Here is a 24534-nt window from a genome sequence, read left to right as displayed (position 1 = left end):
CGTGCGCAGACGCCGCCCCTGCACTGGCGGTGATCCACAGGCGATGCTTGCGCTATTCGCGCCACGGCATGCGGCACGGATCCGTAGCCCGCACATCGCCTGTTTCGTCCAGCCGTATGCACGCAAATTCCCTGTTCGCTAGCGATAAATTCCCTGTTCGGATTTGGCGGATCGCGCCCCGGATGCACTGAATTTCGAGGCAAATGTTCGCATTTTCATGGGATAGCGGCCTCACCGCAGGCGCGCTTTCCCTGTAAAATTCCCTGTTCGCAGGGAATTCGGACCGCGGCAGCGAAGGAACTTCCTGCGTCTGTCGTGATTGCTGTTCAAGCGCAGGGAGACGCATCCATGATCCGCAAACCTCTGTTCGTTGTCCTTGCCTGCATAGCATTCTCGTCGACAGCGTTCGCCCAAGGCGGCGGTGGCGGCTCGGGTGGGGGAGCCGGCGGCGGCGCGGGTTCGGCGGCAAGCTCTGGTGCTGGGACAGGCACCTCGTCGAGCAGCGCGACCTCGGGCCCCTCGGCTCCTTCCGGCATAGGGACTCAAGGCACCACCACCGGCGCTAACGTGAACACGAGCAGCCCCAACCCCAGCCAGAACAATCCGAACGTCCAACCCCCAACCGCGAACGGAAAGACGCCGGCCGCCGCGCAAGCCGAGCGTAACTCCGGGGTTGGTCATTCAGCTAATGGTTTGCCGATCGGAAGCCCCGGATCAGGCACCAGCAACGAAGATCAGAAATAGGGCGATCTATTCATCAGCTCTCACCGAAAGGCCCACCGTTGTGGGCCTTTTCCTTCGAGCTATGGCTCCGAATAGATCGGACAGCCTGCGGCCAGTGTGTTAAGGCCGGGGATGAAAAAATTGATTTTGGCGATGCTGCTCATCGCGACGCCGGCCTTGGCGCAGCCCGAACCGCTAGCCCCGAAGGCCCCATTAACCGATCGCGAACGGGTTCAGGCCGATCGTGCGCAGGCCGCCACGCAGGAGAAGGACGCCCCGACCGCGCGGCCGTGGGACAGGGGCGCGGATGGCAAGCGGCCCTGGGACCGGGGTGCGCAGGCGAAGTAGCAGCGTTCCCGACGGGACCTCGAAAGCTTGCCGGCAATCGGCAGCAGCCTTCCGTGAGGATCCTTCCGCGACGGAACTGAGTTTAGGCGGCACGGGCTGGGGCTGCCTCAATTTCTCCATCGAGCCGTCCAGTGCAGCGACAGCGCTCCGGCTCCGCTTCCTCGCCAGTCGGCACGGCCCTATCTGACGGTCACTTCCACAGCGATGATCGAGGATCCGCGCTGCCTGCGGTTTTCGCCTGACACCGCAATTCGAAACCGGTCAGTCCCTGGACGTGAGGGGGCTTGGTAGCGAAATGACGGGCCGACGATCGTCACATGACCGGCACTGGGCGCCTCTGCCAGTTTAACTTCATCCAGAAGCTGAGTTCTGCCGCGCAGGCCTTGCAGGCATTCCGTGCCGGCTGGGATTGAAACAACCCAATACACGGTGTCGGAAAGCAGTACGAAGCGCTCGGGCCGCAAGGCGCATTCACCTGCGGCCGCAGCATGCGCTTGCAGCCAGTATCCCGCGAAAAAACATAGGCTTGCCGCCGCTGTTTTGGGCCTCATGCTGCCGCCCATGCGGTGATCATGGTTGGATCGGCCAGGCAAGCTCAAACAAAATCGCCGCCACCGGCTGCCCGGTGTTGCGGCGATTCATGGGTGAACGCGGCTGGTCGCTAAACGCTGTGCCGTTCACCGAGCGTACCAATACCCCCACCAGCGTTGCGACACAGGTCGGGCCTCCGCCTTGAGCGCGGCGACTTCCTCGACAGAGCGAAGGTTGGGGCCATAGATCGCAGGCGGGTAGACATCATCCCAAAACACGTAACCGGTTCGGAGGTGGGCCGACCGATGATGCGCAGGAGCAAGCGCGAGCTCCGCGGCTGAAGCTGCGGTCGTTATCAAAGCAAGGCCAAGAACAGAAAGAGCAATGGATGGAGCAAGGGTGCGGAAGTTCATTGGATCAATCCCTCTCGAAATGGGCGAGAAATAACGCGACGGCCTCTAAAAGGTTGCAAGCGCATCGTTCCATAGAATGGCTGCGAAATCCAGCTCTTCAGGTGCGCGAATCCACCTGGACGGGACAGAACAGATTTGAAGGTGACCATCCGTGTCGGTGCGTCCGGCCAAAAGATCGCGCTATCAGACAACTCAGATGCTGCTGCTCAGGACACGATCACGCGTGGGCAATCTTTTGGCAGCAGGAGAGCCACCAAGATCATCAGGAATCATGATGTCGACACACTGCTCACTCTTGATGAGCACTGCACTATTCAGGGACGACTCCTATGGCTTCTGCATTTGTCTTCGCCTTGATCTTCTGCGCCGGCGTCATGTCGGTCTATGCGCTGCGTCCCCGGCGGTCGCAACGAACGACGACGAACGAACCCTCCGGTACCTCGCGCAGAACAGCCCGATCGACTCCCAGCTCGGCATTCGGGCGCGTCCGACGTGCCCTTTAGGCCTCGTCCAGCGTGCGAGCGACACCTTTGTTCTCACGACCATAGGCGACACAGAACATGACCCAGCCGATGAGGGACGCACCGCGACGGTACATCGTGGACGGTACAGGACAGCGTGTCCTTTTCGGTTTGACGATCGCGGAAACCATCGAGTTCGAGACGTTGGACAAGCCCGACGCGCCCCTCGGCCCTGGCCTTCGCTTCGATCAGAACAAGCCGGGACAACGATGGCTGGAGCTCTACGCCAAGCATGAGCGGGCCTGGCGCAACTGGATGGCCGACACGCGGGCTGGAGGGGAAATGCCACTCGTGCTCAACTAGGTGATGCTCTTAGCTCGTGACCGCCGAGGCATTCCATTGGCTTCAGGAACAATCTTCCCGACGAATCGGGAGACATTCCCAGGCTAGTCATATCCTGGGCAGTCATACCGCGAGCATCCGGCTGCCTTGTATGCTCATGAGAGTTAGATTGCCCGTCGCGTAGGCGCCCGTATCGATGTTGACCCGGTTTGCCAGAACTTCGGCGGTGCGCACCGGCGTGTGACCATGAACGATATATTTGCCGAACTGCTCCTCACTCTGAAGGAACTCTTCGCGAATCCAAAGCAGGTCGCTTTCGCTTTGCTCGGCCAAGGGGACACCCGGGCGAACGCCGGCGTGGACGAAGAAAAAATCTCCACAGGTAAAGCTAAGCCGTAGTTCGTCCAGGAACTCCAGATGCTCACCCGGCATTGCGCGGATCAAATCGCGCATGATCGACGCTGGGTCGTCGCGCTTCAGGTCTGGCGGCGCGAGTCCATAGGACATGAGTGTCTGGGCGCCACCGATGCGAAGCCAATCTTCAAACAACGAAGGGTCTTCGAAAACCCTCACTAAAAATGCCTCGTGGTTTCCCTTGAGAAAAATCGAGTTTCCCCGCCGGCTTCGTTCGACCAAGAGGTCAAGCGTGGCGCGCGTGTCCGGGCCGCGATCGACATAGTCGCCCATGAACACCTCGATCGCATAGCGTGGCCGACTGTGGGCCAAGTCGGCGTCGATGACCCGCAGCATGGGCTGCAGCAAATGCGAGCAGCCATGAATATCCGAGATCGCGTAAATTCGGACGCCATCCGGCAGTTGCGGCCTATGAATCGGCGGGTGTGATTGGGCAAAAGATGTCATGGCGCGCACACTCGGTGAGGTGGTGGGGACAGTTTCGCCAAGTCGGTCCGCGGCCGGACCTTATTGAAGGGTGTCGCCTCTCAGACAGCCCGATTGCGCCGAAGGAAAGGAGGGTATTCGCTTGCTTAGCTTGTCGGCGCGCGCTGAGCAAATCAGGCAACTCTGCCGTGGGCTGCATCGCGCCCGGCAGCGGGAAGATGCCTGCCTCGCTGAAGACAGCTGGGCGGATACAGCTCTAGATCGTAATTCATCGGACTTCTACTAATCGAATCACATCGGTTGCGGAGTCACTCAATGTGGGCAACAGGCGCATCAAAGATGAGCTGCTATCGCTTCACGCAGGCGCCCCAGCGAATTCGACGCGGAACCTGATTCAAAATAGGGCAGCGAGTTTCGATCGTGTGTCAGCACTGTGACGCAGGTCTTCCGCGCCCATGACCTCTCAACAAAACGCGATGCATTCATGCATCGCAAAAGTTTCGCGTGCAGCGCCACAATATCGCTGTGATCACTTCACAGTTTGCGTTCGGGGAAGTGACGGATCTTCAGCATCACGGATCAGCGTCAAGCATTCTCGATAGCAGAGGTTCGAATGGCTGTTGCAACTTATGGTTCTGAAGGCGCTGGTGCACTGTCGTCAACGCGCGGCACGGCTCTTCAGCGGCCTTTTCAGATCGTCATCATCGCTGCCGACCTGCTGCTGATCCTGCTCAGTTATGGTGCAGGGGCGGCGCTCTACAATGTTGCGCTTGCCTCCACTGGCGACGGCGCGTCGATGGGGGCAGGATTGATTGTCGGCGTTGTGTTCGTCGCGGTCGCATATTCCCAGGACGTCTACGCCACGCACCGCTTGCTGAATCTGGTCTGGCAGCTGCGCAAGGCCGTCTTCATCTGGTTGGCGTCGCTGACGATCCTCGCTATGGCGGCATTTCTGCTCAAATCCACGGACAATCTGTCTCGCGGCACAGTGATCATTTTTGCTGCAATCGGAGGCGCCGGATTGATCAGTCTGCGCTTTGTCTGGCAGTTCGTACTCGCGACAAACTATGCCAGAAGCCGCTTGGTCGATCGCAAGGTGATCCTGTTGAGCCTGAAGCCGCTCGATTTCACCTCAAGCCGCTTCAAGGATTTGCGCAGAAACGGTTTCGACGTCATGCGTCATTTCGTGCTTGGGATCGACAGCGGCGACGGCCATTGGGAGCGACAGATTCGCGATGTTATTCGGCAATCGCGCCAGGCGGACGTCGATGAATATCTTCTAGCGATCGATTGGAACGAATTGCCGATGCTCCGAAAGATCGGGCCCTTCCTGCGCGCGGTGCCCCAACCGGTACGCCTTCTGCCGGATGATTCAATCGCCGACCTCGTGTCGCGCCCATTCCTGCCAGTCAGCGGGACCGTAGCGGTCGAGATTCAGCGGCCGCCGCTCAGTGTTTTCGAGCGTTTCCAAAAGCGCTGTCTTGATGTAGGGGTGGCCTTGTTGGCGCTCGTCATACTTGCACCGCTGCTGCTGACAGTCGCCGTTCTGATCAAGCTCGGATCGCCGGGAGCTGCCATCTTCCGCCAGTCGCGCCGAGGGTTCAACGGCAAGCCGTTCGAGATATGGAAATTTCGGACCATGACGGTCTGCGAGGACGGCCAGACGATTACCCAGGCCACCAAACGGGATGCTCGGGTCACCAAGATCGGGCGTTTCCTTCGCATGACAAGCATCGACGAGTTGCCGCAGCTTTGGAATGTCTTGCGCGGCGACATGTCCCTGGTCGGGCCGCGCCCGCATGCGCTCGCCCATGACAATTACTACGATGAACTCATCAGCAAATACGTCTACCGCCACCACATGAAGCCGGGCCTGACAGGCTGGGCTCAGGTCAACGGCTTCCGGGGAGAAACCCCGACGATCGACTTGATGGAAAAAAGGGTGGAATATGACGTCTGGTACGTCAGCAATTGGAGTATCTGGCTGGATCTGAAGATCATGGCGCGTACGGCCTCGACGGTCCTGTTCCAGGAGGCCTATTAGTAGGAGCCGCCTAGGTGGCGGCGGCACTTATCGGCCGTCAGCTTCCGTTGCCGGGGGTCTTCTTGAAGAGACGAAGGACGGCGTCCCGCAGCGCAAGCATTGGCGGCACAAGGACGAAGAACGCTCCCATGGCGACTGAGGCAACGACGTGACGAAGCGAAAAAGGCTCGTCATGCTCGAGCTCTCGGCGATTCGGATCGAGCGGGGCAGGCGCGAGAGTGGTCGCCAGCGGTCGGGATCCCCGGCGGGCCTTACGCGGGGGAACCACGATCAACACGAAAAGAATATTGAGCAACACCCAGATGCTCAGGACAATAAGAGCAATCACCATCCGAACCTGCCGAAAAAATGCGAAGAGTATGAGCGCACGTTAGCCCCCTGAACCTCGGAAGGAAAGGTGCTCAAAGATTCGGCAGTCCAGGTTGCGGTCACGATCAACAGCCCTTCGTGCCGGGGGCAGGTTTGTGCAGGCAACACGTCACTATCTACTATCTTTCGTCCGGATCGCCGTCGTCAATCCATGCCTTGGGCTATGGCAGAGATCGGCATTTGTGGATTCCGGATGAATACGGGGATTGGGCGCGTATCGGAGCCCGACGATGGGGTCACTTGGCGGGTTGGTTCCGACGTCGTCGCGGCCCCGGAACTCAAATAGAGCCCCGCTGACGCATCTTCGCCCCGCCTGGCGTCCCGCCCCACGGCTGCGAATTTCCGACGGCCCGTTTCGGTCGGCTCCTGCAGACGATGGGACCGAAAAGTGGGTCCCTGCAGTCTCTTCGGAAGGCTCCGCGGCGGCCGTCAGCAGGTCGGGGCCTGCGCTAGGGGCGCAGCCGCGGACTGTGCGGCTTGCTGCGCCCCTCGCTCTAGGAATGTTCGACGTAATAGCTGTTGCGGTGCTTACCCTTATACGCCTCGATGCGTCCAAGCATCTTCGGGTTGGCGCGATTGAGGACAGCACCCAGCAGCTTCTTCTGAAGGATCTCCGACCCCGAAATTGATTCTTGAAGCGCAGCTCGCGTGGTTGCTCCCCATTCGATCACATAGACCATTGCATCGATGAGGACGCTGAACGCTTTTGAGTCCGCCACCGGCATCACAGGCGCAAGATCGATAATGATATATTCGTAGTGTTCCCGGAGCATCGCGAGCAGGTCGGCCATTGGCCTCGATGCGATGACGTCGGCCGAATTGACCATGCGCGAAGCAACGATGGACGGCAGGAAATCGAGACCGGTCTCCTTGCTTCGTTGCACGTGATAGCTGAAGCCCGTGGGATCACTGAGGGCCTCGACCAGTCCGCTGTTGGCGTTCGGCGCGAGTTCCCGTGTGAGTGAGCGCGTATGCAGGTCGCCGTCGATGAGGATGGTGCGGTGACCTGTCATGGCAATCAACTGAGCGAAATTGGCCGCGACTGTCGTTTTTCCTTCCTTTGGCAGCGACGATACAATGCCGATGACCTTGATCTCTCGGGTCATGCGCGCAACGTCGATTGAGACCTTGATGTTGCGCAACGTTTCCGCAAACCGCGAGAACGGATGATCGACGACATAGCGGGATAGTCCCGCTTCGTCGGCTTTCGCGGATGCCGAAAGCAACGCGCGCGTCTTTGTCGGCGGGCGAATATCTGGGAGAACGCCAAGACACTTCACGCCGAGTTCGTCCTCGACCTCTCCGGGGGTCCGCAAGACGTCGTTGAGGAGCTCGCGCGCAAAGGCGGCGCCGAAGCCGAGGCAGAGGCCGCCGACCAAGCCTCCCACCAGGGCCAAAACCGTCCGCGGCGAGCTTTTGCGATCAGGCTTGGTCGCGGTGCTGATCAGGCGTGCCTCGCTGAGCGGGAAGCTCTGATTTTGGGTGGCGCTTTGCAGCTTCTCCAGGAAGTTGTTGTAGAGATTGCGATAGGTGTCGGCCGCGCTTTCGAGATCGCGCAGCTTGACTTCTGCCTGGCCGGTGTGACCCGCCTGGGCGACCAGCTCTTTCACGTTCTTATCGAGAGAAGCCTCTCGGCTTTTTGCGATCTCGTAGTCGCTGCGATAAGCGTCCCCAATCCGATGAAGCTCATCGGCGATATTCTTGCGCAGTTCCTCCATCTTGTTGGCCAAATTGACCGCTGCAAGATGGGTCTTGCCGTAACGCCTTGACCAATCGGCATATTGGGCCTGTAAATCGAGGTACTGGGCGCGCAGGCGCGTAATGACCGAGTTGTTAAGGGCGTCCGTCACGGTGGGTTGGGCGAGGTCTTGGTCGGAAATCGCTTCGATCCGATCGAGGCGCGCCTTGGCTTCGGCCGTGGCCGCCCGCGCCTGAACCAGCTGTGTATTCAAGTCCGACAATTGCTGCTCGGACATGAGGCCGCGGCTGGTTCCGACGATATTGTGCTCTGCCTTGAAGGTTTGCACCGCGCGGTCGCTGGCCGTCGCCTGCTCGCTGAGCTCGACGCTCCGCTGCTGGAGCCATTCGGTCGCCCGTTTAGTGGACTGGTATTTTGCTTCCAGTGCACCCACGATGTAGGCATCGGCGATCGCATTTACGATCTTGACTGCCTTGTCCGGGCTGTGTGCGCGATAATTGAGCGACAAGACGTATGTGGTCAGGACGCGCTCGACCCTGAGACTCTTTTGAATCGATTCCACCACGGCATGTTCGATCCGCTCCTGCGTGGGCGGTTCGCCGGATTCGAACACTGACATGATCTTGCCGGTAACGACGGCGAGAAGTCCTGGATTGGATCCGTTGAATTCCGGATCCTCGGTGAGCCGCAGGCGGCGAACGATTGAAAGGATAAGATCGTCAGAATTGATGACTTCGACCTGGCTGTCGACATAGCCGGTGTCGATCAGAGCGCTGTTGGTCCCGCTGTCCTTGTCCAGAACCTGGGTTTGCCGGGTGTCCATCATGATACGGGCGTTTGCCGTATACATCGGCTTTGCCAGAACCAGATAGACGATCACCAGAGCCAGCGAAGCGCCAACTGCCGCAGCGATCAGCGGCCATTGCCGACGAAGGACATCAGTGACACGGTCAAAGCTGAGGACCGCGCCGCCAAACTCGATGCCAAACCGGTGTCCCGATTGGAAGTGTTCTCTAGGCTGATACATCTGAAATTCGCTGCCTTAATGGTCAGGATCAATTCGGGAGGGGAACAGGTTTGAATGGATTGGCCAGTTTGGTCTTCCATTCGCCTTCCAACAGCGCTCCGCCCCGAGGCTGCGTCGGCTTGTTGTCTCTCGGCTGCAATTGGGCGCTGGAGCCATCTTCTCCCGCCGCGGAATAGCCCGCCTGCACGGCGAGGTCACCGACTCGCTGCGTGAAATCCCTAATCTTGCGCGCAGCGTCCGGTTTCGTTGACGTGCACAGCGCTTCTGCGAGCCGCAGCGCCGCGCCGATGGTCGAGCGGTCGGGGGAAGCCAATTCGGAAATGAGCGTCTGCACCGACGGCAACACCGATGGATTGGTCGCGATATATGAAGAAAGGCGAGCCCTCAGCTTCTCTTTGTCGTTGCGTAGCCGTTCCAGAAGCGAAGACGGCGCCTTCACGAAGGCGTCGAGTTCGGTTTGTGAGGCGCGGTCCGAGAATCCAACGCATTGAGCGCGGGTCGGACCGACGCCCGATGCGATCAGAGCAAATCCCGTCAAGATGATGGGTAGCCATCTCGGCTTCGTACGACGCGTCACTTCGCAGCTCATCCGTGTCCCTTCGTCGTTGCTGCAAACCAGTACACGCGAAGAGTGGCAGCCAACTGTGTCAATTTTTGTGCGATGCAAAAGCGGGTTTCATTCGGTCGCGCTTCCCATCGATTGATACATCAGTGCCTTACCTTTCGTCGGTTGTGCAAGTACGATTTGCAATGCCTGCGAGATCGGCACAATGGCGCCTGCGATTTTTGCAGTTTGAAGATTTATGAGGCGGTCGCAAAAATCTTGTCGCGAAATTGACACACGAAAATTGTTCGAGCGAGCAGCGCTGGATAGCGCCTGGATCAAGAAACATCTTCTGTACAGGCTAAATCGCAACACCGCCGGGTTTCGCGCATACTTTGTTCGCAAATGCTCGCGACCATTCGCCGGCGAGTCAGTTCGTTCGTCCCGATGCTCCTCGATCAGCAAAAATGGCGCAAAGTTGTCGCGCGCATGTTCGAATGACAGAGAGCGTTGAATTTATCGCCGGTCGTCATGCGTCATACGCGAATCCTCAATCGTGACGATTGAAAGCACGCAAAGACCTGATACAGACTGCTGCGGTGCAACAGCTACGGAATGTCGATGTGACGGAGTTGGTTCATCGTGAGAAAGCGCATGTCCTGCCGCTCGACAGCATCCGGGGTATCGCCGCGACATCTGTGGTGATCCACCATCTCCTGCTGATGCCGACCTTTCTCGCGGCATTCCCACACAATGCGTGGATCAATTGCTCGTTCTTCAGAAGCGCGTGGCTATTGGTCGACTTGTTCTTCGTTCTCAGTGGCATCGTGATGTCGTTGAGCTACGTCGAGGGCGACTTCGGACGCTTCTCGCTGCGCGAATTCATGGTGCGGCGTTTGGCGCGGGTCTATCCGCTTCACATCGTCATGCTGATCGCAAACCTGCTGTTCCGCCTCCTGCGTATCGGCTTGGTCGCCACAGGCGTCGTGGTTGCCGCGCCAGCCGCCTTCGAGGTGAACAACGCCTATTCCTTCCTGCTCAACGTCTTTCTCCTGCATTCGATGGGACTGATCGACTATCTCAGCTGGAACGCTCCGAGCTGGAGCATAAGTGTCGAATTCTACACCTACCTGGTGTTCGGCCTGATCGTCCTGCTGGCCCAGCGCATGCGTTCGCTGTCGTGGTTCTACGCCGTCTCCGGGCTCGTCGCGGTCGCAAGTCTTGTCGTGATCGTCTTCGTGCTCGACAAGAGGAGTCTGGGACTCCAGACCGATTTCGGCATTCTTCGCTGTTTTGTGAGCTTCTTCCTCGGTGTCTTGACCGTCAGGATCGTTCGTCGGCTGCCAGGCAAGCCGAGCCCTGCCGTGCAGGGAGGGCTGCAGTTGATCGCCATGATTGCCAGTATCGTCCTGGTCAGCCTCGCAGAGACCAATCCGGCGACCACCTTCCTGGCGCCGCTTGTTTTCGCAGCCTTCCTTGGCACGCTGCTGGCGTTTCCGGATGCGTTGGTGGTGCCGAAGATTCTGGTGGCGCGGCCGCTGGTGTGGCTGGGGCGCAGATCCTACTCCATCTATATGGTGCATGCGCTCGTGGTGCTCTTCGCGGAGTACTTCGTGCGGGCACTTGGGCCACGGCCGATCGCGGCGCTCGATTCGATCTGGACGGGGCTGCCGGCGACGCTGAACCTCGTGATCTCCCTGGCCGCTGTGCTGGTAGTTTCGAACTTCAGCTATCTCTACATCGAGAGTCTTGGCGGTAAGCTGCTTCGGAATGCCCTTGGAAGCCGGCCCGATTTTTCGCCATCTCCGGCGCCATCGGCGCGGCTGACGAATTGAGGCGAGCATGACGGCCCTTGCGCTGCAGCGCCCGCAGATCACGCTGGTCAGCCTCAACATCGAGGCGATCGCGCTCGGGGTTTATCTGGTCCGAGACGCCTTCGGCGGCGTGATCCGCTACTACACCAGCATCTTTCATCTGGACACGCTCTGGTACCTGCCCGACGGCGTCGCGCTGCTGTGTCTGGCCCAGTTCTTCGTGCATTGCATTTTGCGCAATCGCAGCACCCTGGCGCTCCTGGTGTTCGCGCAGATCATGCTGTCGCTGGTGCTCGGCTACTTCATGATGGGCACTGCGACCGCCGCGATCTCGGCTTTCAAGATGATGCTGCCGGTGTTTGTCGGATTCTGTTTCTGCGATTCGAGCCTGGGTTCCTACCGAAAGCTGCTGTCGATCATCGCCGTGACCTTCTATCTCTCCGTCATCGGCGTGTTGTTGACCAAGTTCTACCTCATGCCCTGGGTCGGCTACAAATATGAATCCTTTGGCGCCGTGCGTGAGGCGGGCCGGCTATGGTGGGCCTATGGCGGTGACGATCAGCGCCTGATGGGCTTTGCCGCCGACAATACCATGGCCGCATTCTTCATCCTCGTGTCGTTTGCGATCACGTCGATCCGCAAGAGCACGCTCTGGTGCCTTCTGTACGGCTCCCTGGCGGTTTACGTCATTCGTCTGACCACCAGCAAGACGACCATGATCGTTCTCGTGCTGTACCTGGTGCTGCTGGTGATCGTGCGAATGCTGCCGGAGAAGTCGCGTTTCCCCGCGATCCGCGCGATCGCGTTGTGGTCGTTCGCTGCGATCCTCGTTCCGTTCTTCATGATCGTGGTCGCATCGGGCACCGCAGCAGTGCCGCACTCGACCTTGTTCAGCATTCTCGACCGCATCAATAACAGCTGGCAGCTGCCGTTCGTCTACATGAGCCAGCTGATGCCGATCGGTCTGGTAACCGGCTGCGGCGCGGGTTGCTTCAACTATCCGCAGAAGCTTTTCTCGCCGCTCGCGGCGTACTGGGTACCGGTCGACAACTTCTACATCGGAACATACCTGATGTTCGGGCTTCCGTTCGTCGCATTCATGGTGATGGTGTTCCGCGCCAACTTCGGAGCGACCGACGTCTACAAGCTGACGCTGCTCTTCGTGGTCAACCTGTTTACCATCACCGTCCTGAACTACGGTCCAGCATCAGGGCTCCTGATCATCGCATTGAGCTTCAGCGAAGTATTCTCCCGGCGGGCGACCTCCGCACGGGCAGCCGATACCGTTCCGATAGAATTGCCGCGGCCGATCCGCTCATTGGAGGGTCTCGGCGTAGATATGCCAGGGACGGCAGCGCGTGGGAGCAGATGAGACAAACGATGCATAGACGGCTTGCATTCATCGATACGCTGCGCGGCATTGCCGTGTTGGCGGTGCTGTTCCAGCACGTGTTCGAGGTGATCGTCCAGAAGCACCCCACCGGCGCGTATTACTGGGTCTTCCACGATGCGATCGGCTACTACATGAACTTCGGCCGGTTCGGAGTCGTGCTGTTCTTCTTCGTCAGCGGATTCGTCATCCCGTTCAGTTTTCCGGACAGTGCTACTCCTGTGCGCGATTTCACGATCAGCCGCTTCTTTCGGCTCTACCCGGCGTACTGGACGTCGATGGTGATCGGGCTCGTCACGATGCAGGTGCTGGAGGCCAATGCCTACCCGTTGTCGCAGGTCATCGCGAACGTGACGATGCTGCAGACTTTCGTGAACATCCCGAACCTCTGGATCTTCTACTGGACGTTGGCGATCGAGCTCCTGTTCTATGTCGGATGCACCATTCTTTTCGCGATGGGATTGCTGAACCGGCGCTTTACTGCAGTTGCGATTGTCATTGCTGCGGCGCTGGTCGGGACCGCCGCAGCACTTCTGATCGAAAGCAGGACGGTGTCGTCGCTGATGGAGGTTGGGCTGAACCTTTCGGCGATGTTCCTGGGCAAGGTCATCCGCGACACCGTCATCGGCGGAAAGCTGCGATGGCCGCACGTCGCCGTTTGTACGGTGTTCTATGCGATCTTCGCCATCACGCTGGCGGAGAGGCGGTTCGGCGGCGTCTATCAGGAGAACTTCTTCTACAGCTATTCGATCGGGTCGGCTTATGTCTGCGCAGCGCTCGTCTTCATCGCGTTTGCGGCGTTCGGTGAGAGGATGGCCTGGCGCTCGATGGCGTTCGTGGGAACCATCAGCTATTCCGTCTATTTGATGTCGCCGTTCGTGATCGTCTGGATCCATCGCCTCGTCTGGCTCGGTGATGGACCGCTGGGATGGGCCGCTTTCGCCGCGCTGGTCGCAGCATTGTCAATTCTGGTCAGCTGGTCGACATATGCGTTCGTCGAGAAGCCCAGCATATCGTTCGGCCAGAGGTTCCGGTCGAAGCGCAGGAGGGCGGTCGTTCTCGAGCCGGCGCTCAGCGCGCAAGGGGCAGCTGAGTGATCGAAAAAACGCGCCAGCCGAATGCCGGATACGACGGATCTTTCGTTCCCTCCGTCCAGGGACTTCGTGGCATTGCGGCGCTGAGCGTGCTGATGGATCATTTCTACGACATGCCAAAGGGAGGCGTGTACGACATTCCGGATCCGGGCTTCCTGCCGCCGCTCTGGCTCTGGCTGCAATCGGTGATCAATGTCGGCGGCCACGGTGTCGAGCTGTTTTTCATGATCAGCGGCTTCCTGATCCCGGCCAGTCTGGTGCGGCACGGCTCGCTGCCAAGGTTCTTCTTCGACCGTGTCCTGCGCATCATGCCGGTGTTCGTCGTGCTGCATCTCGCGCTGTTCGTGATTGGCCCGATCGTGGGCTACAAATTCTTCCGCGGGATCGATCTGACCGGTTATCTCGCGATCTTCACGGCCAATCTGTTCTTCGTGCAGGACGCTCTCGGCTTGCCCATCGCTCAGCAGAATGCCTGGACCTTGACTTACGAATGGGCGTTCTACATCTGGTTCGGGCTGACATTCTCGGTGTGGCGCATCGGAGGGAGAATGCTGGCGGCGCCCCTGATCTTGCTGGGCGTGGCCTGTGTCCTGCATTGCCCGATCACGGCGTTCTTCTGCATTGGCATGCTTCTCAGCGCCACGGGTTGGCGCATCTCCATTCCGGGACCTCTTGGCTTGATGGCGGGCCTGACGTGCGGGGTCGCCATGTACGCGAGCCTGGTGCTGTTTCACCCGTTCGTAGGTCTTATTCCGGGCCTTTTGCTGTTCGCCATGGTGCTGGCCCCGGACTCCGGTCTCGCCAGGGCGCTCAGCACGCCGGCCCTGCAGTATGTCGGCAAGATAAGTTACAGCCTTTATCTCGTGCACCCGTTCGTCCTGTTTCCGTTACAGGTGATCGGGCTCAAGCTCGTCGCTGTCGGTGTCGACCGCTGGCTGCTGTGGGCAGCATTCATCCTGCTGGGATCGTTGATGTCGCTGGTTGCAAGCGCGATCACCTACGAGCTGATCGAGGTGAGGCTGAGACGATTGTTGGATGGCGCGGTCCGCGGCATGTTCTTTCGGTCATTGAGCAAGATGGAACAGTCCGCCTAGAAGATCGCAATATAAGTCACGATCAGCTCACGGTACGGCCGGCAAGCTTGCGGTAGGATGGCAACAGGCCATCGGCGATGCGATGCCAGTTCAACTGGCCCGCCGCTGTCTGCCGTGCACCGTCGGTCAATGTCGCGGTAAGCGATTTCGAGGTCAGGACGCGTTCGAGCGCATCGGCCAAGGCGGCAGCATTACCAGGCGGGACCAGAAGCCCGTTCACGCCGTCTGTCACGACGTCAGGAATGCCACCGGTGGCGCTGGCGACGACGGGACGGGAATTCCCGTAAGCAGACGCCAGCACGCCGCTCTGCGTCGCATCCTTATAGGGCAGGGCGACCACGGTCGCAGACTGAAATAATTGTCCCGTATCCTCGGGCGAGATATAGGCATCGATCGTTTTGACCGTCGGCATGGCCTCCATGCGCGCGCCGAGCCGCGTCATCTCGGGACCGCGGCCCGCGACGATCGCTTCGTGCGCCACGCCGCGCCGGTCCAGCAGGTCGATCGCATCGATGAAGATGTCCAACCCCTTGTAAGCCCACATCCGCCCAAAAAACAGGATTCGTGCAGATTCGGGTTCGATGGCCGCGGCGCGCGTCGGGGGCACCATGAGCACGCCGTGCATGCTGGAGACGATTTCTCCATTAAAGTCCGGCGTCGCATGGCGGAAATCTGCAATGCAGCTCTCGCCGTGCGTCGTGACGACTGACGCTGCCGCGCGCATGCGCGCGCGCCAGCCGTCCTCGCGCGGAGAGGTGCCCGAGCCGCCTTCCGAATGAGGAATTGCGTCGTGAACGGTCAGCACCAGCGGGATTCCAAGCGGACGCAGGAACTGGATCAGCTTGGATGTGTAGACTTCCGGAACTTCGTGACAATGAACCACGTCTGGACGAAACGAAATTATGTCCATGAATGAAGCTGGAATGCCGATGGCGCCGGCGCGGCGCAGGCTCAAATCGCGGATCCTTGTGTTGAAGGGTGTCGTCACCGCGATATCGGCCAGTTCCCACTGCTGGTTCGCATCCTTGCGGTTGAGGACGAGGCGAACATCGCAATGGCGCGCCAAGCCCGACGCGAGCCGGTAGGAATATTCTGCAAAATGCGGCGCGTAGATCGCCACGCGCAAGCGCCTGGAGTTGCGATTGAAGGCGGTGGTAGGCGAATTCATCAAGGCATCCATTTTGCATCACATCGCTGAGCCGGTTGGAGTGTAGTCCACGATTTGAACTCACTTCCACGCTAAATCGGATGATAGATGGTGCTCATCTGATTGCCATAACGTCGTCGTACTGCTGCGCGATTGCTGCCGCCATCGGGACGGAGTGGAAAAGGGCGACGTCACGCGCGGTCATCGATTCCCTGTTTGTCTAGCGGGCGATTGTGATTGGATCTGTCGGAATTGGGTCGATTTTTTGATGAACGTCACTCCGGGCAAACAACATCAGGTCGTGGTCGCGTTGTTGTGGTCGCTGGCGCAGAACTGGGGCGGCCGTGCGCTGTCATTTGTTCTGTTCTTGATATTGGCGCGGCTGCTCAATCCTGCGGATTTCGGTCTTGCCGCGCTGGTTGGCTTCATCCTGCTGCTCCTGAGCTCCATTTCCGAATTCGGGTTCGGTGACGCGTTGATCCAGCGACGCACGCTCGAGCCTGCGGACGTGACGCTGCCATTTTTCTGCTCACTGGCGGCATCGGTCCTCCTTGCCGTTCTCATCGCCCTGCTGGCGACCGATATCGAGCGTTGGCTCGACGTGAAGGGACTTGCGCCGCTCTTGACGGCTGCGAGCCTCTCGCTTCCGATCGGTACCGCCACGCTGTTCCAGGAGGCGCTCTACAAGCGCCAGATGGATTTTCGTGTGCTTGCGCTCAGGACCATGGTGGCGACCGCGATCTCCGGAGTGGTCGGGATCGCCTGTGCCTATGCCGGGTTCGGTGCCCTCAGTCTCGTGATCCAGGTGGTCGTTCAGAGCGCGGTCAGCGGCCTGTGGCTCTGGAGCCAGCCCAGATGGCTCCCGATGCGCGGCTACGATCTGAAGAGCTTGCGCGAACTCTCCGGCTACAGCATCCACGTCGTGTCGAACAGGCTGCTGGACTTCGCCATCGTGCGTACGATCGACATGATCATCCTGTCGCTTTATGGCGTCGCGGCCTTGGGCATCTACACGGTGGGCGCGCGGGTCTACATTATCCTGATGCAGTTGCTGACACAGGCGGTCATGGACGTCGCGCTGAGCGCACTGTCCAAGATCGCGCATGAGCGTCACCGTATTGCCGACGCCTATCTGCGAAGCGTGAGCCTCGGAGCATTGATTGGCTCTCCGGTCTTTGTGCTCCTGGCGGCGATCGCGCCGGAGTTCTCCCTGCTGCTGTTCGGCTCAAAATGGGCCGGCAGCGAAGCCGTGATGAGGCCGCTGATGCTCATCGGCGCGATTCAGACGGTGCAGTTCGTGAACAGCGCCTATTTTGGCGCCATGGGCAAGCCCAACTACGTTTTCCTGCTGAACATTCTCAAATTCGCCACGGTGGTCCCCGCCATGTTCCTGCTGCCGTCGCACGACATTGGTCAGCTGGCCACCATCTTCGCTGTCGCGCAGCTCGTGGTGACGCCCGTGACGTTCGCGCTGGCGCTCAGGCTGCTGGGCCTGAGCTGGAACCAGTTTCTGCGGCCCGTCGCAGGCTGTCTTTGCGCCATCCTTCTGGCTTATGGCGCAGTTGCGCTATGCCGCGAAGCGACCCCGGACATGAATCCCTATTTGCGGATAGGACTGCTCTCGTCATGTTTCGGGGCGACCTATCTGATGAGCATCTTGCTGTTCTGGCGAAAGCAGCTGTTCTCCCTGATCGCTTTCGTCGTGAAGCGTGGTGCGACCGCCTGATGAAGACGAGGAAGACGTCGTGAAGCAATTGATTCCGGTACCCGTTCGCAAGCATCTCCGAGGCTGGCTCAACAGCGCGAAGAACACGCCCTTTGCGGTCGATCTGCTCGAGTTGCGCAGGTGGCAGATCGCCAGGAAGGCTATCGGCGGCAGTGCCGCGCCGCGCAACAACCCGCGCCGGCTCGTCCTGCTCCCGTCCGACCCCTGGAGCATTCATCAGTCGCGCGGCGATGAGGCCATGATCGAGGCGGCCGTCGGCGAGATGAAGCAGGCCCATCCGAACATCGAGGTCTACATTGTCACCGCCACCAAAGCGGCAAGCGCGGAAGTGCGCGCAATGGGGTTCAAGCCGCTCGAATTTTGGAGGCAGCCGTTTTCCTATATGACGGTGGCGCAGGAGCTTTCTCTCACCAGGCCGGATTTCGGAATGGTTCTGGGGGCAGACGTGCTGGACGGCTACTATTCCCCCGTGGACGCCGCTCGCATGCTGCTCGTCGCCGATCTCATGGCAGCGTGCGGCGCCAAGGTCAGCGTGCTCGGATTCAGCTTCAACTCCCGTCCGGCCAAGGCATTGCGCGAGGTGTTTCGGCTGCTCGATCCCGGCGTGGTCTTGAATTTGCGCGATGCACTATCTCTTCAGCGCTTCAAAGAGTTCGCCCCGAATCGTGCGCACCTCGTCGCTGATTCCGCATTCATGCTGGTGCCACAGGCGGAGACCGCGGCTGTGAAGCAGATTGCGGCCGCGATTGCGGAGCAGCGCAGGCAGGGACGCGACGTCTTTGTCTTCAATATCCACCCGATGTTGTTCAGGAAATCCGAGCCGGCCAAGTTACGGCGAATGATCGAACTCGCGGCGAGCGCAATCGAGCGCATGTCTCGAGAGCATAACGCGAGCTGGGTGTTGCTCGCGCACGACTATCGTCCGGAGATCGCCGACGACAATTGCCTTCGACCGCTGGCCGGTCGCCTGAGCGCAGCGCTGGGCAACCATGTTCATCATGTCGAGCACGTGCTGTCAGCGAGCGAGATCAAGGCAGTCGTCGGTCTGGTGGACGGCGTCGTCACCGGCCGCATGCATCTTGCGATTGCGGCTCTCGGACAGGGAACGCCGGTTGCGGCGATCACATACCAGGACAAGTTCCAGGGCCTGTTCGCTCATTTCGGTGTGAGCGAATCGCTTCTTCTCTCACCTGAGCAACTGCTCGCGGGAGACAATCTCGAGAAGTTTCTGCTGAGGTTCCTCGGCGCCTACAAGACGGCCGGCGCGCAGGTCCGCAATATGCTGCCGGCAGTCATGGAGCTGTCGCGCGCCAACATCGCTCCGCTGCGGGGCGATGGTTTGATGTCGGTTGACGCGGTGTCCGACGGTAAGGTCGCCTGAGGGAAGCGGGCGGACGTCAGTTGGCGGCCTGCTCCGTCTCGTCGAAACGCACGGACGTCTTGGTGACAGACGTCTTGTTGGTGGCAGGCGTCTTGGCGGACGATTGCACTTTGCGCGGCGATCCAAATCCGATGTCGGCCCCACGATTGATCAGCCGCCGCGCCGGGTTCTCGAAATAGGCATAGGTGCGATCGGCGATGATGGTCAGGATCGCGCAGCACGCGAGAGCAAAGAGGCCAAATTGATCCGGACGCAGACCAAGCGACGCCCACAACGGCTTGAATACGGCGATGAGGACGGCGTCGTGCAGCATGTAGATCGAGTATGAAGTGTTGCCGAGCCGCCCGAGGAGGCGGCTGCCCGGAATTTGCACGAAAGCGCTCTCCCCGACGGCGGTGAGCAGGATCGCGCAGGAGAACAGAATGATGGCCAGATCCGGCTTGGCGAAGATGTTCAGGACAAGCACGGAGATCCCGAACAGGGCGATGCCGGCGAAGACGACCGGCTTGTGCCGATACGGGTGCGACAACCTGAACAATATGGCGAGCAGGATTCCATTCAAGAAGCTCGGCAGCGCACGGAGCATCCCGTAGTCATAATTGGCTCCATACATCTGCGATCGTTCTTGCCAGATCGGCAAATGGCCGTGGGCCAGGACCAGATAGAGCGCAGCGACGATGGCGGCCAGCACCAGCGGATGGACCTTGCGTGCAAGCAGCATAAGCAGGGGAAAGATCAGATAGCAGAAGAATTCCGCGCTGATCGACCAGGACGGAGAGTTGAAGCTCAAATGATCGGTAACGCCCCAGGCCTGAAGCAGCACGAGGTTGTACAGGAAGTCCAGCGGCGTCGACCTCGCCGATCGGTCCAGACCGAACCCGATCAGCAATACGAACACGAGTAAAGTCAGAAAATGCAGCGGATAGATCCGCGCAATGCGGCGGATCATGAACCGGGAATATGCCTTGAGACCACGCGCGTCAGACGGATAGGAATAGGAGATCACGAACCCGGACAAGATGAAGAACATGTCCACGAAAAGGCCATAAGATCCGTTCCAGATCGGCGCGATACCGCTGTCGATGGTCTTCAGATGGAAAATGAAAACGCCGAGAGCGGCAACGAAACGATAGAAGTCGAGAACGACGAACCGTCTTGCTTCATTGGCTTCCATCGCGTGTCGAATTCCTTGCCTGACGCTACCGTCTGCTTAGCGGTCAATTGTGACGCAAGTTCGCTGGGCCGGCGTTCGACGGCAGGCGAATAGCCGTTATGCAGCTCCTGCCTCGCGACAAGGCAACCGCCTAATTATTGAACGGCGCCGGGACTTGCCTGAGCTGGTCCCGGCGCCTGAGATATTGATGCGATCCTGCGGACAATTCGCCGTGGTCAGACGAACAGGAAATCGTGGCTCGTCAGGCTGGCGACGTTGACGTTCTTCAGGAGGATCGAGTCGCTGGCCGAAAGCGTGACCAGGGCGTTCGCGCCCGACTGCGTGATTTGCAGATGGCCGTAGTCCGCGGCGAGGAGCTTCGAGATCTGGATCACGTCGTGAGTGGCGGCGTCGCCGGCCTGGAAGTTGACGATCTGGTCTTGGCCGTGATCGTAGACGATTGTGGTCGAGCTCGGCGCCGCCGAGAACAGGTCGTTGCCGGCCCCGCCCTGGATCGTCACGCCGCTCGCAACCGCCGTGACGTTGTGTGTGCCGTCGGTTTTGGTGTCGTCGAAGAACTGGAGTGCATTGGCTGAATTGTAGTTTTCGTGCTGCGTCGTGCCGGCCTGTCCGTTGAAGTTGAACAGGAACACGTCCTTCGAACCGTCGGCGTTGTTGGCGATCTCCTGGGTCTTGGAACCGGAGCCGTCGTAGATGCCGGTCAGCTTGCTGCCGTCGTTGTTGATGACCTGGGTATAGTCCAGCGTGCCATCGGCGTGGGTCCGGGTAAGCTCGACGATATGCCCGGAGGCATCGAGGTGCTGATGCTGCGTGGTGTAGGACTGCCCCTTGATGTTGTAGCTCCAATTGTCCGACGTGCCATCGGCGTTGGTAATGTACGCGGCAGTCTTGACGCCGTTGGTGTAGGCGGTCGTGGAGCTATAGCCGTCGATCTTCGTCGTCACCTCGCTGGTCAGAACGCCCTTGGCGTCGTACCAGTCCGAGGTTTTGGTCCCGTCTGAGCTCTGGACAAGCGTGAAGGCGAGGCTGCTATCGGCGTGGGTGCGCACGATGTTAGTGAGGAAGCCGGTCGGATCGTAGCTGTCGTGCTCGGTCGTGTAGGTCTGGCCCACGATATTGAACTGGAAGACGTCCTTCGAACCGTTGGCGTGGTAATCGGTCTCCGTCATCTTGACGCCGGAGGCATTGTAGTTGCTCACCACGCTGCTGCCGTCGCTATTGACGACTTGGCTGTAGTCGAGCGACCCGTCGGCATGCGTGCGGACCACTTCGGTCGTGACACCGGAGGGGTCGAGGTGCTGGTACTGCGTGGTATAGCTCTGACCTGTTATATTGTAGCTGTAATTGTCGTGGCTCTGGTCCGCATTGGTGATGTAGGCCGCGGTCTTGACGCCGTTGGTGTAGATCGTCGTTGCGCTGTAGCCGCTCGTCTTCTCCAGGACCTCACTGGTGAGGATGCCGCTGGCGTCGTACCAGTCCGAGACCTTGGTGCCGTCGCTGCCCTGCTGCAGTTTGAAAGCCAGGCTGCCATCGGCGTGCGTGCGAACGAGCGAGGTGAGGAAGCCCGCCGCATCGTAGATGTCGTGCTCGGTCGTGTAGGTCTGGCCGGTTATGTTGAGAAGCCAGATATCCTTGCTGCCATCGGCGTTATAGTCGCTTTCCTTCGTCCGCTTTCCCGCTGAGTCATAGTTGGTGACGACGCTGCTACCGTCGTTGTTGATGACCTGCGTATAGTCGAGCGTGCCGTCGGCATGCTTGCGGGTCACGGCCGTGACCTTGCCGGAGGGATCGACGTGCTGGATCAGTGTGCTGTAGCTCTGGCCGGTGATGCCATAGGCGTAATTGTCCTGGCTGCCGTCGGCATTCTTGACATAGGCGTTGGTTTTGACGCCGTTGCTGTAGAGCGTCGTCGAGCTGAAACCGTTGGCCTTTTGGACGACTTCGCTGGTGAGGCTGCCGGCGGCATTGTACCAATCGGTCGTCTTGGTGCCGTCGGTCGTTTGCACCAGCTTGAACGCCAGGCTGCCATCGGTGTGGAGGCGCGTCAGGGTCGTGAGAAAGCCGGTCGTATCGTAAACGTCGTGCTCGGTCGCGTAGTTCTGGCCCTTGATGTTGTAGGTCCAGACGTCCTTGCTGCGATCGGCATGGTAGTCGGTCTCGACCAGCTTGACCCCCGTGGCGCTATAGGTGGTGATCACGCGACTGCCGTCGCTGTTGTAGACCTGTGTCGAATCGAGCGAGCCGTCCGCATGGCTGCGGACCACGGACGTGACCTTGCCGGTTGAATCCAGGTGCTGGACTTGGCTCGTGTAGCTCTGCCCCTTGATGTTGTAGGTATAGTTGTCCTGGGTGTGGTCGGCGTTCTTGACGTAGACCGTGGTCTTCACGCCGTTGGTGTAGATGGCCGTCGAATAATAGCCGTCCGGTTTTTGCACGACTTCGCTGAGAAGCGTGCCGGTGGTGTTGTAGGTGTCGGTGGTCTTGGTTCCGTCGGTAGCGAAATGGACGGAGGTGGTCTTTACGCCGCCGGTGTAGCCGATCGCGTCTTTGGACCCGTCGGTGTAGACGATCGTGGTCGAAGTGGGCAGTCCGCTTGCGTTCAGGCCGGTGTCCGCTTTCGACAGGAGGTTGCCGCTGGCATCATAGGTTTTCGTGCTGCTCCAGGTCGCGGCCGAGTTCGTGATCGAGAAGGAATGGCCGCCCTGGATCTTGGACAGCGCATTGCCGTAATGCGCGATCATATAGTCCATCGTCGCCTTCGAAGCGACGGGCAGGACATGCGAGTCGGTGAGCGTAATGGCTTGAAGCGCCGTCGACGTGCTCAGGTCGGACAGTTGCGGCACGATCTCGGCAGCCGTACCGCTGACACTGGTTCGGGTGTCCGGCGGAATCGGGGTGGTCGCAGGCGCGTCGATCTCGATGATCAGCGGGTGATCGCTGACCGGAATCGTAATGGTGCTGACGTCCGTGTAGCTCGCGATCGCGGTGGTCCCGGTCAGCGTGTCGTACACCTTGACCGAATGATGCACGCCGCCCAGGTTCACCGTGACCGTCTGGGTCGGATTGGAGATCTCGGCATCGGCCGCATCATTCCAGAGCTTCGGCTCCGCCCAAACGACAAGCTCGTAGGCGCCATTGCTCTTGCCGAGCACCATGCTGTTGCCCGAGGCCGGCATGTTGCTGAGGGTGTAGTTCAATGGATTAGTCGGCTGCAGGCCGCCCTTGCCGTCATCGGCCAGAATGCTCGTCAGGTTGTGAATTGCCGTCGCGGCGAGCTTCGGCGTTCCGTCGGAGTTGAATAGACCGAAGTTGGCTTCAGGATTGGTGTTGCTGGCGGACGAGTCGCGATCGAACATCTCGTAGAGATAGGTCGCACTCACGCCAGCCTTGTAGGCATCCACCAGGGTGTTCAAGATCGACTTGGCCTGCACCGTCTCGTCGACACCGAGATATTGGGTGTTGGCTTGGGTGGTGTAGCCGGTCTCCGTAATCACGATGGGCTTTCCCGGCGCGGCGGTCGAGACGGCGCTCAAGGTGGCAGCAAGTGAGCTGCTGGTCGTCAAGCTGGTGCTGACATAGGCATGCGCATTGGCGAAATCGACCGAGCCCGACATGTTGCCGAGCTGGCTGTAGCCTTGGGGATCGTTGTAGGCGAGCGACAAATTGATGACGGGAATGCTGGAAAGCGTGCCGTCTGCCTTGACCGCCTGATAGAGCGCGCTTTGGAACTGGGCCGCAGCGCTAAGGCTCGAGCTGCCATTGTAGCTGAAGGGCTGGTGATTGGCCTCGTTGAGCCCCTCGATGGCGCTGATGCTGCCTGGATGGCTCGCCACGAACTTCTCGAGCGACACGATATACTTCTGGAGGCCGGCGGTGCCCAGCTGGGGCAGGGCGGACGACACCAGGAAGTCGAATTTGTAGCCGGCAGCCGCCAGCCCTTCAACGACCGGTTGTGCGGCGGGGCTGGTTCCCATCGCGTCGCGCAAATGGGTGACGCCAAGATACTTCAGGTCATCGACCATCAATGCGAGGTTATTGTAGTCGGTCCACCCGAAGCCGGCATGCGTGTTGACGCCGATGGAGTTGATGAAGCCGCTTGCGGAGAGGACGGTTTGATCTGACGACATTTCACACTCGAGTTTCTACGCGAACGAAATTGCTCGCAGGGATTTGCGTTCAACCTTCTCGATCGAGTGTGAATTTCAGATAAAAATCGGAGCTACAAATCGAGAGCGATCAGCAGTTCCTCGCAGGAACAGCTCGACTCTGATTCAAGACAATAACGATGTCGTGCCGACGCAGCATGACCTCAACATGGCGCTTCCAAGAATTCGCAAGGTTTCACTGCTGAATCTATGCGCATGTCGCGCTTC

The 24534-nt window shown here is 59.6% G+C and carries 18 protein-coding genes; 9 read left to right on the top strand and 9 right to left on the bottom strand.

What is annotated here, in order from left to right; translation table 11 throughout:
• The first annotated feature begins 855 nt into the window (after window positions 1-855).
• Window positions 856-1071, top strand: a complete 216-nt coding sequence (locus IVA93_RS28905; RefSeq protein ID WP_018458866.1) for a hypothetical protein — start codon at window positions 856-858, stop codon at window positions 1069-1071.
• 179 nt (window positions 1072-1250) lie between these two features.
• Here IVA93_RS28905 and IVA93_RS28900 read toward each other — a convergent pair whose 3' ends face one another.
• A complete protein-coding gene (locus IVA93_RS28900) occupies window positions 1251-1634 on the bottom strand; it encodes a hypothetical protein (RefSeq protein WP_143273163.1) in 384 nt (127 codons plus the stop codon).
• Between the two features lie 941 nt (window positions 1635-2575).
• Here IVA93_RS28900 and IVA93_RS28895 point away from each other — a divergent pair.
• Entirely contained in the window at window positions 2576-2839 is a 264-nt protein-coding gene (locus tag IVA93_RS28895; RefSeq protein ID WP_018458864.1) for a hypothetical protein, read from the top strand.
• Between the two features lie 102 nt (window positions 2840-2941).
• Here the strand turns inward: IVA93_RS28895 and IVA93_RS28890 are convergent, their stop codons facing one another.
• Window positions 2942-3679 (bottom strand): metallophosphoesterase family protein, encoded by a 738-nt coding sequence (locus tag IVA93_RS28890; RefSeq protein WP_026233678.1) that lies wholly within the window; start codon window positions 3677-3679, stop codon window positions 2942-2944.
• Between the two features lie 592 nt (window positions 3680-4271).
• Here IVA93_RS28890 and IVA93_RS28885 point away from each other — a divergent pair.
• Entirely contained in the window at window positions 4272-5702 is a 1431-nt protein-coding gene (locus IVA93_RS28885; RefSeq protein ID WP_018458862.1) for an undecaprenyl-phosphate glucose phosphotransferase, read from the top strand.
• Between the two features lie 37 nt (window positions 5703-5739).
• On the opposite strand, the gene IVA93_RS28880 is transcribed toward IVA93_RS28885, so the two are convergent.
• From IVA93_RS28880 to IVA93_RS28865, 4 genes are all read right to left on the bottom strand, one after another.
• Window positions 5740-6033 carry a hypothetical protein gene (locus tag IVA93_RS28880; RefSeq protein WP_018458861.1) on the bottom strand — a complete coding sequence of 98 codons (294 nt, stop codon included), beginning with the start codon at window positions 6031-6033 and terminating at the stop codon, window positions 5740-5742.
• Window positions 6034-6565: 532 nt separating this feature from the next.
• Complete coding sequence (locus tag IVA93_RS28875; RefSeq protein WP_018458860.1) at window positions 6566-8797, bottom strand: AAA family ATPase; 2232 nt, start codon at window positions 8795-8797, stop codon at window positions 6566-6568.
• Between the two features lie 28 nt (window positions 8798-8825).
• Window positions 8826-9386 carry a hypothetical protein gene (locus IVA93_RS28870; protein ID WP_240550517.1) on the bottom strand — a complete coding sequence of 187 codons (561 nt, stop codon included), beginning with the start codon at window positions 9384-9386 and terminating at the stop codon, window positions 8826-8828.
• Window positions 9387-9473: 87 nt separating this feature from the next.
• On the bottom strand, window positions 9474-9683 hold the full coding sequence (locus IVA93_RS28865) for a hypothetical protein (protein ID WP_157643072.1): 210 nt from the start codon (window positions 9681-9683) through the stop codon (window positions 9474-9476).
• 281 nt (window positions 9684-9964) lie between these two features.
• Between IVA93_RS28865 and IVA93_RS28860 the strand changes: the two genes are divergently transcribed.
• The 4 genes from IVA93_RS28860 to IVA93_RS28845 are packed head-to-tail and all read left to right on the top strand — an operon-like array spanning window position 9965 to window position 14733.
• Window positions 9965-11176 (top strand): acyltransferase family protein, encoded by a 1212-nt coding sequence (locus tag IVA93_RS28860; protein WP_247789283.1) that lies wholly within the window; start codon window positions 9965-9967, stop codon window positions 11174-11176.
• Window positions 11177-11183: 7 nt separating this feature from the next.
• Window positions 11184-12527, top strand: coding sequence for a hypothetical protein (locus tag IVA93_RS28855; RefSeq protein WP_018458856.1), 1344 nt, complete (start codon window positions 11184-11186; stop codon window positions 12525-12527).
• A gap of 8 nt (window positions 12528-12535) precedes the next feature.
• Window positions 12536-13642, top strand: a complete 1107-nt coding sequence (locus IVA93_RS28850; RefSeq protein WP_018458855.1) for an acyltransferase family protein — start codon at window positions 12536-12538, stop codon at window positions 13640-13642.
• The gene (locus tag IVA93_RS28845; RefSeq protein ID WP_247542160.1) at window positions 13639-14733 is read left to right on the top strand and encodes an acyltransferase family protein; all 1095 of its coding nucleotides are present in this window, start codon (window positions 13639-13641) and stop codon (window positions 14731-14733) included. The genes IVA93_RS28850 and IVA93_RS28845 overlap by 4 nt, the downstream gene beginning before the upstream one ends.
• A gap of 22 nt (window positions 14734-14755) precedes the next feature.
• Here the strand turns inward: IVA93_RS28845 and IVA93_RS28840 are convergent, their stop codons facing one another.
• The gene (locus IVA93_RS28840) at window positions 14756-15901 is read right to left on the bottom strand and encodes a glycosyltransferase family 4 protein (protein WP_247366994.1); all 1146 of its coding nucleotides are present in this window, start codon (window positions 15899-15901) and stop codon (window positions 14756-14758) included.
• Window positions 15902-16148: 247 nt separating this feature from the next.
• Between IVA93_RS28840 and IVA93_RS28835 the strand changes: the two genes are divergently transcribed.
• Together IVA93_RS28835 and IVA93_RS28830 are read left to right on the top strand one after the other, a co-directional pair.
• Window positions 16149-17606: a lipopolysaccharide biosynthesis protein gene (locus IVA93_RS28835; protein WP_018458851.1), complete on the top strand. Its 1458-nt coding sequence runs from the start codon at window positions 16149-16151 to the stop codon at window positions 17604-17606.
• 19 nt (window positions 17607-17625) lie between these two features.
• A complete protein-coding gene (locus IVA93_RS28830; protein WP_240543968.1) occupies window positions 17626-18987 on the top strand; it encodes a polysaccharide pyruvyl transferase family protein in 1362 nt (453 codons plus the stop codon).
• A gap of 16 nt (window positions 18988-19003) precedes the next feature.
• Here the strand turns inward: IVA93_RS28830 and IVA93_RS28825 are convergent, their stop codons facing one another.
• Both IVA93_RS28825 and IVA93_RS28820 read right to left on the bottom strand, forming a co-directional pair.
• Entirely contained in the window at window positions 19004-20161 is a 1158-nt protein-coding gene (locus IVA93_RS28825; RefSeq protein ID WP_018458849.1) for an acyltransferase family protein, read from the bottom strand.
• A 215-nt stretch (window positions 20162-20376) separates the two neighbouring features.
• The gene (locus tag IVA93_RS28820) at window positions 20377-24288 is read right to left on the bottom strand and encodes a glycoside hydrolase family protein (protein WP_247789282.1); all 3912 of its coding nucleotides are present in this window, start codon (window positions 24286-24288) and stop codon (window positions 20377-20379) included.
• Between the last annotated feature and the right edge of the window lie 246 nt (window positions 24289-24534).

This window comes from Bradyrhizobium sp. 155 (assembly GCF_023101105.1).
GTDB lineage: Bacteria > Pseudomonadota > Alphaproteobacteria > Rhizobiales > Xanthobacteraceae > Bradyrhizobium > Bradyrhizobium canariense_D.
This window is presented reverse-complemented; position numbering and strand designations above follow the sequence as displayed.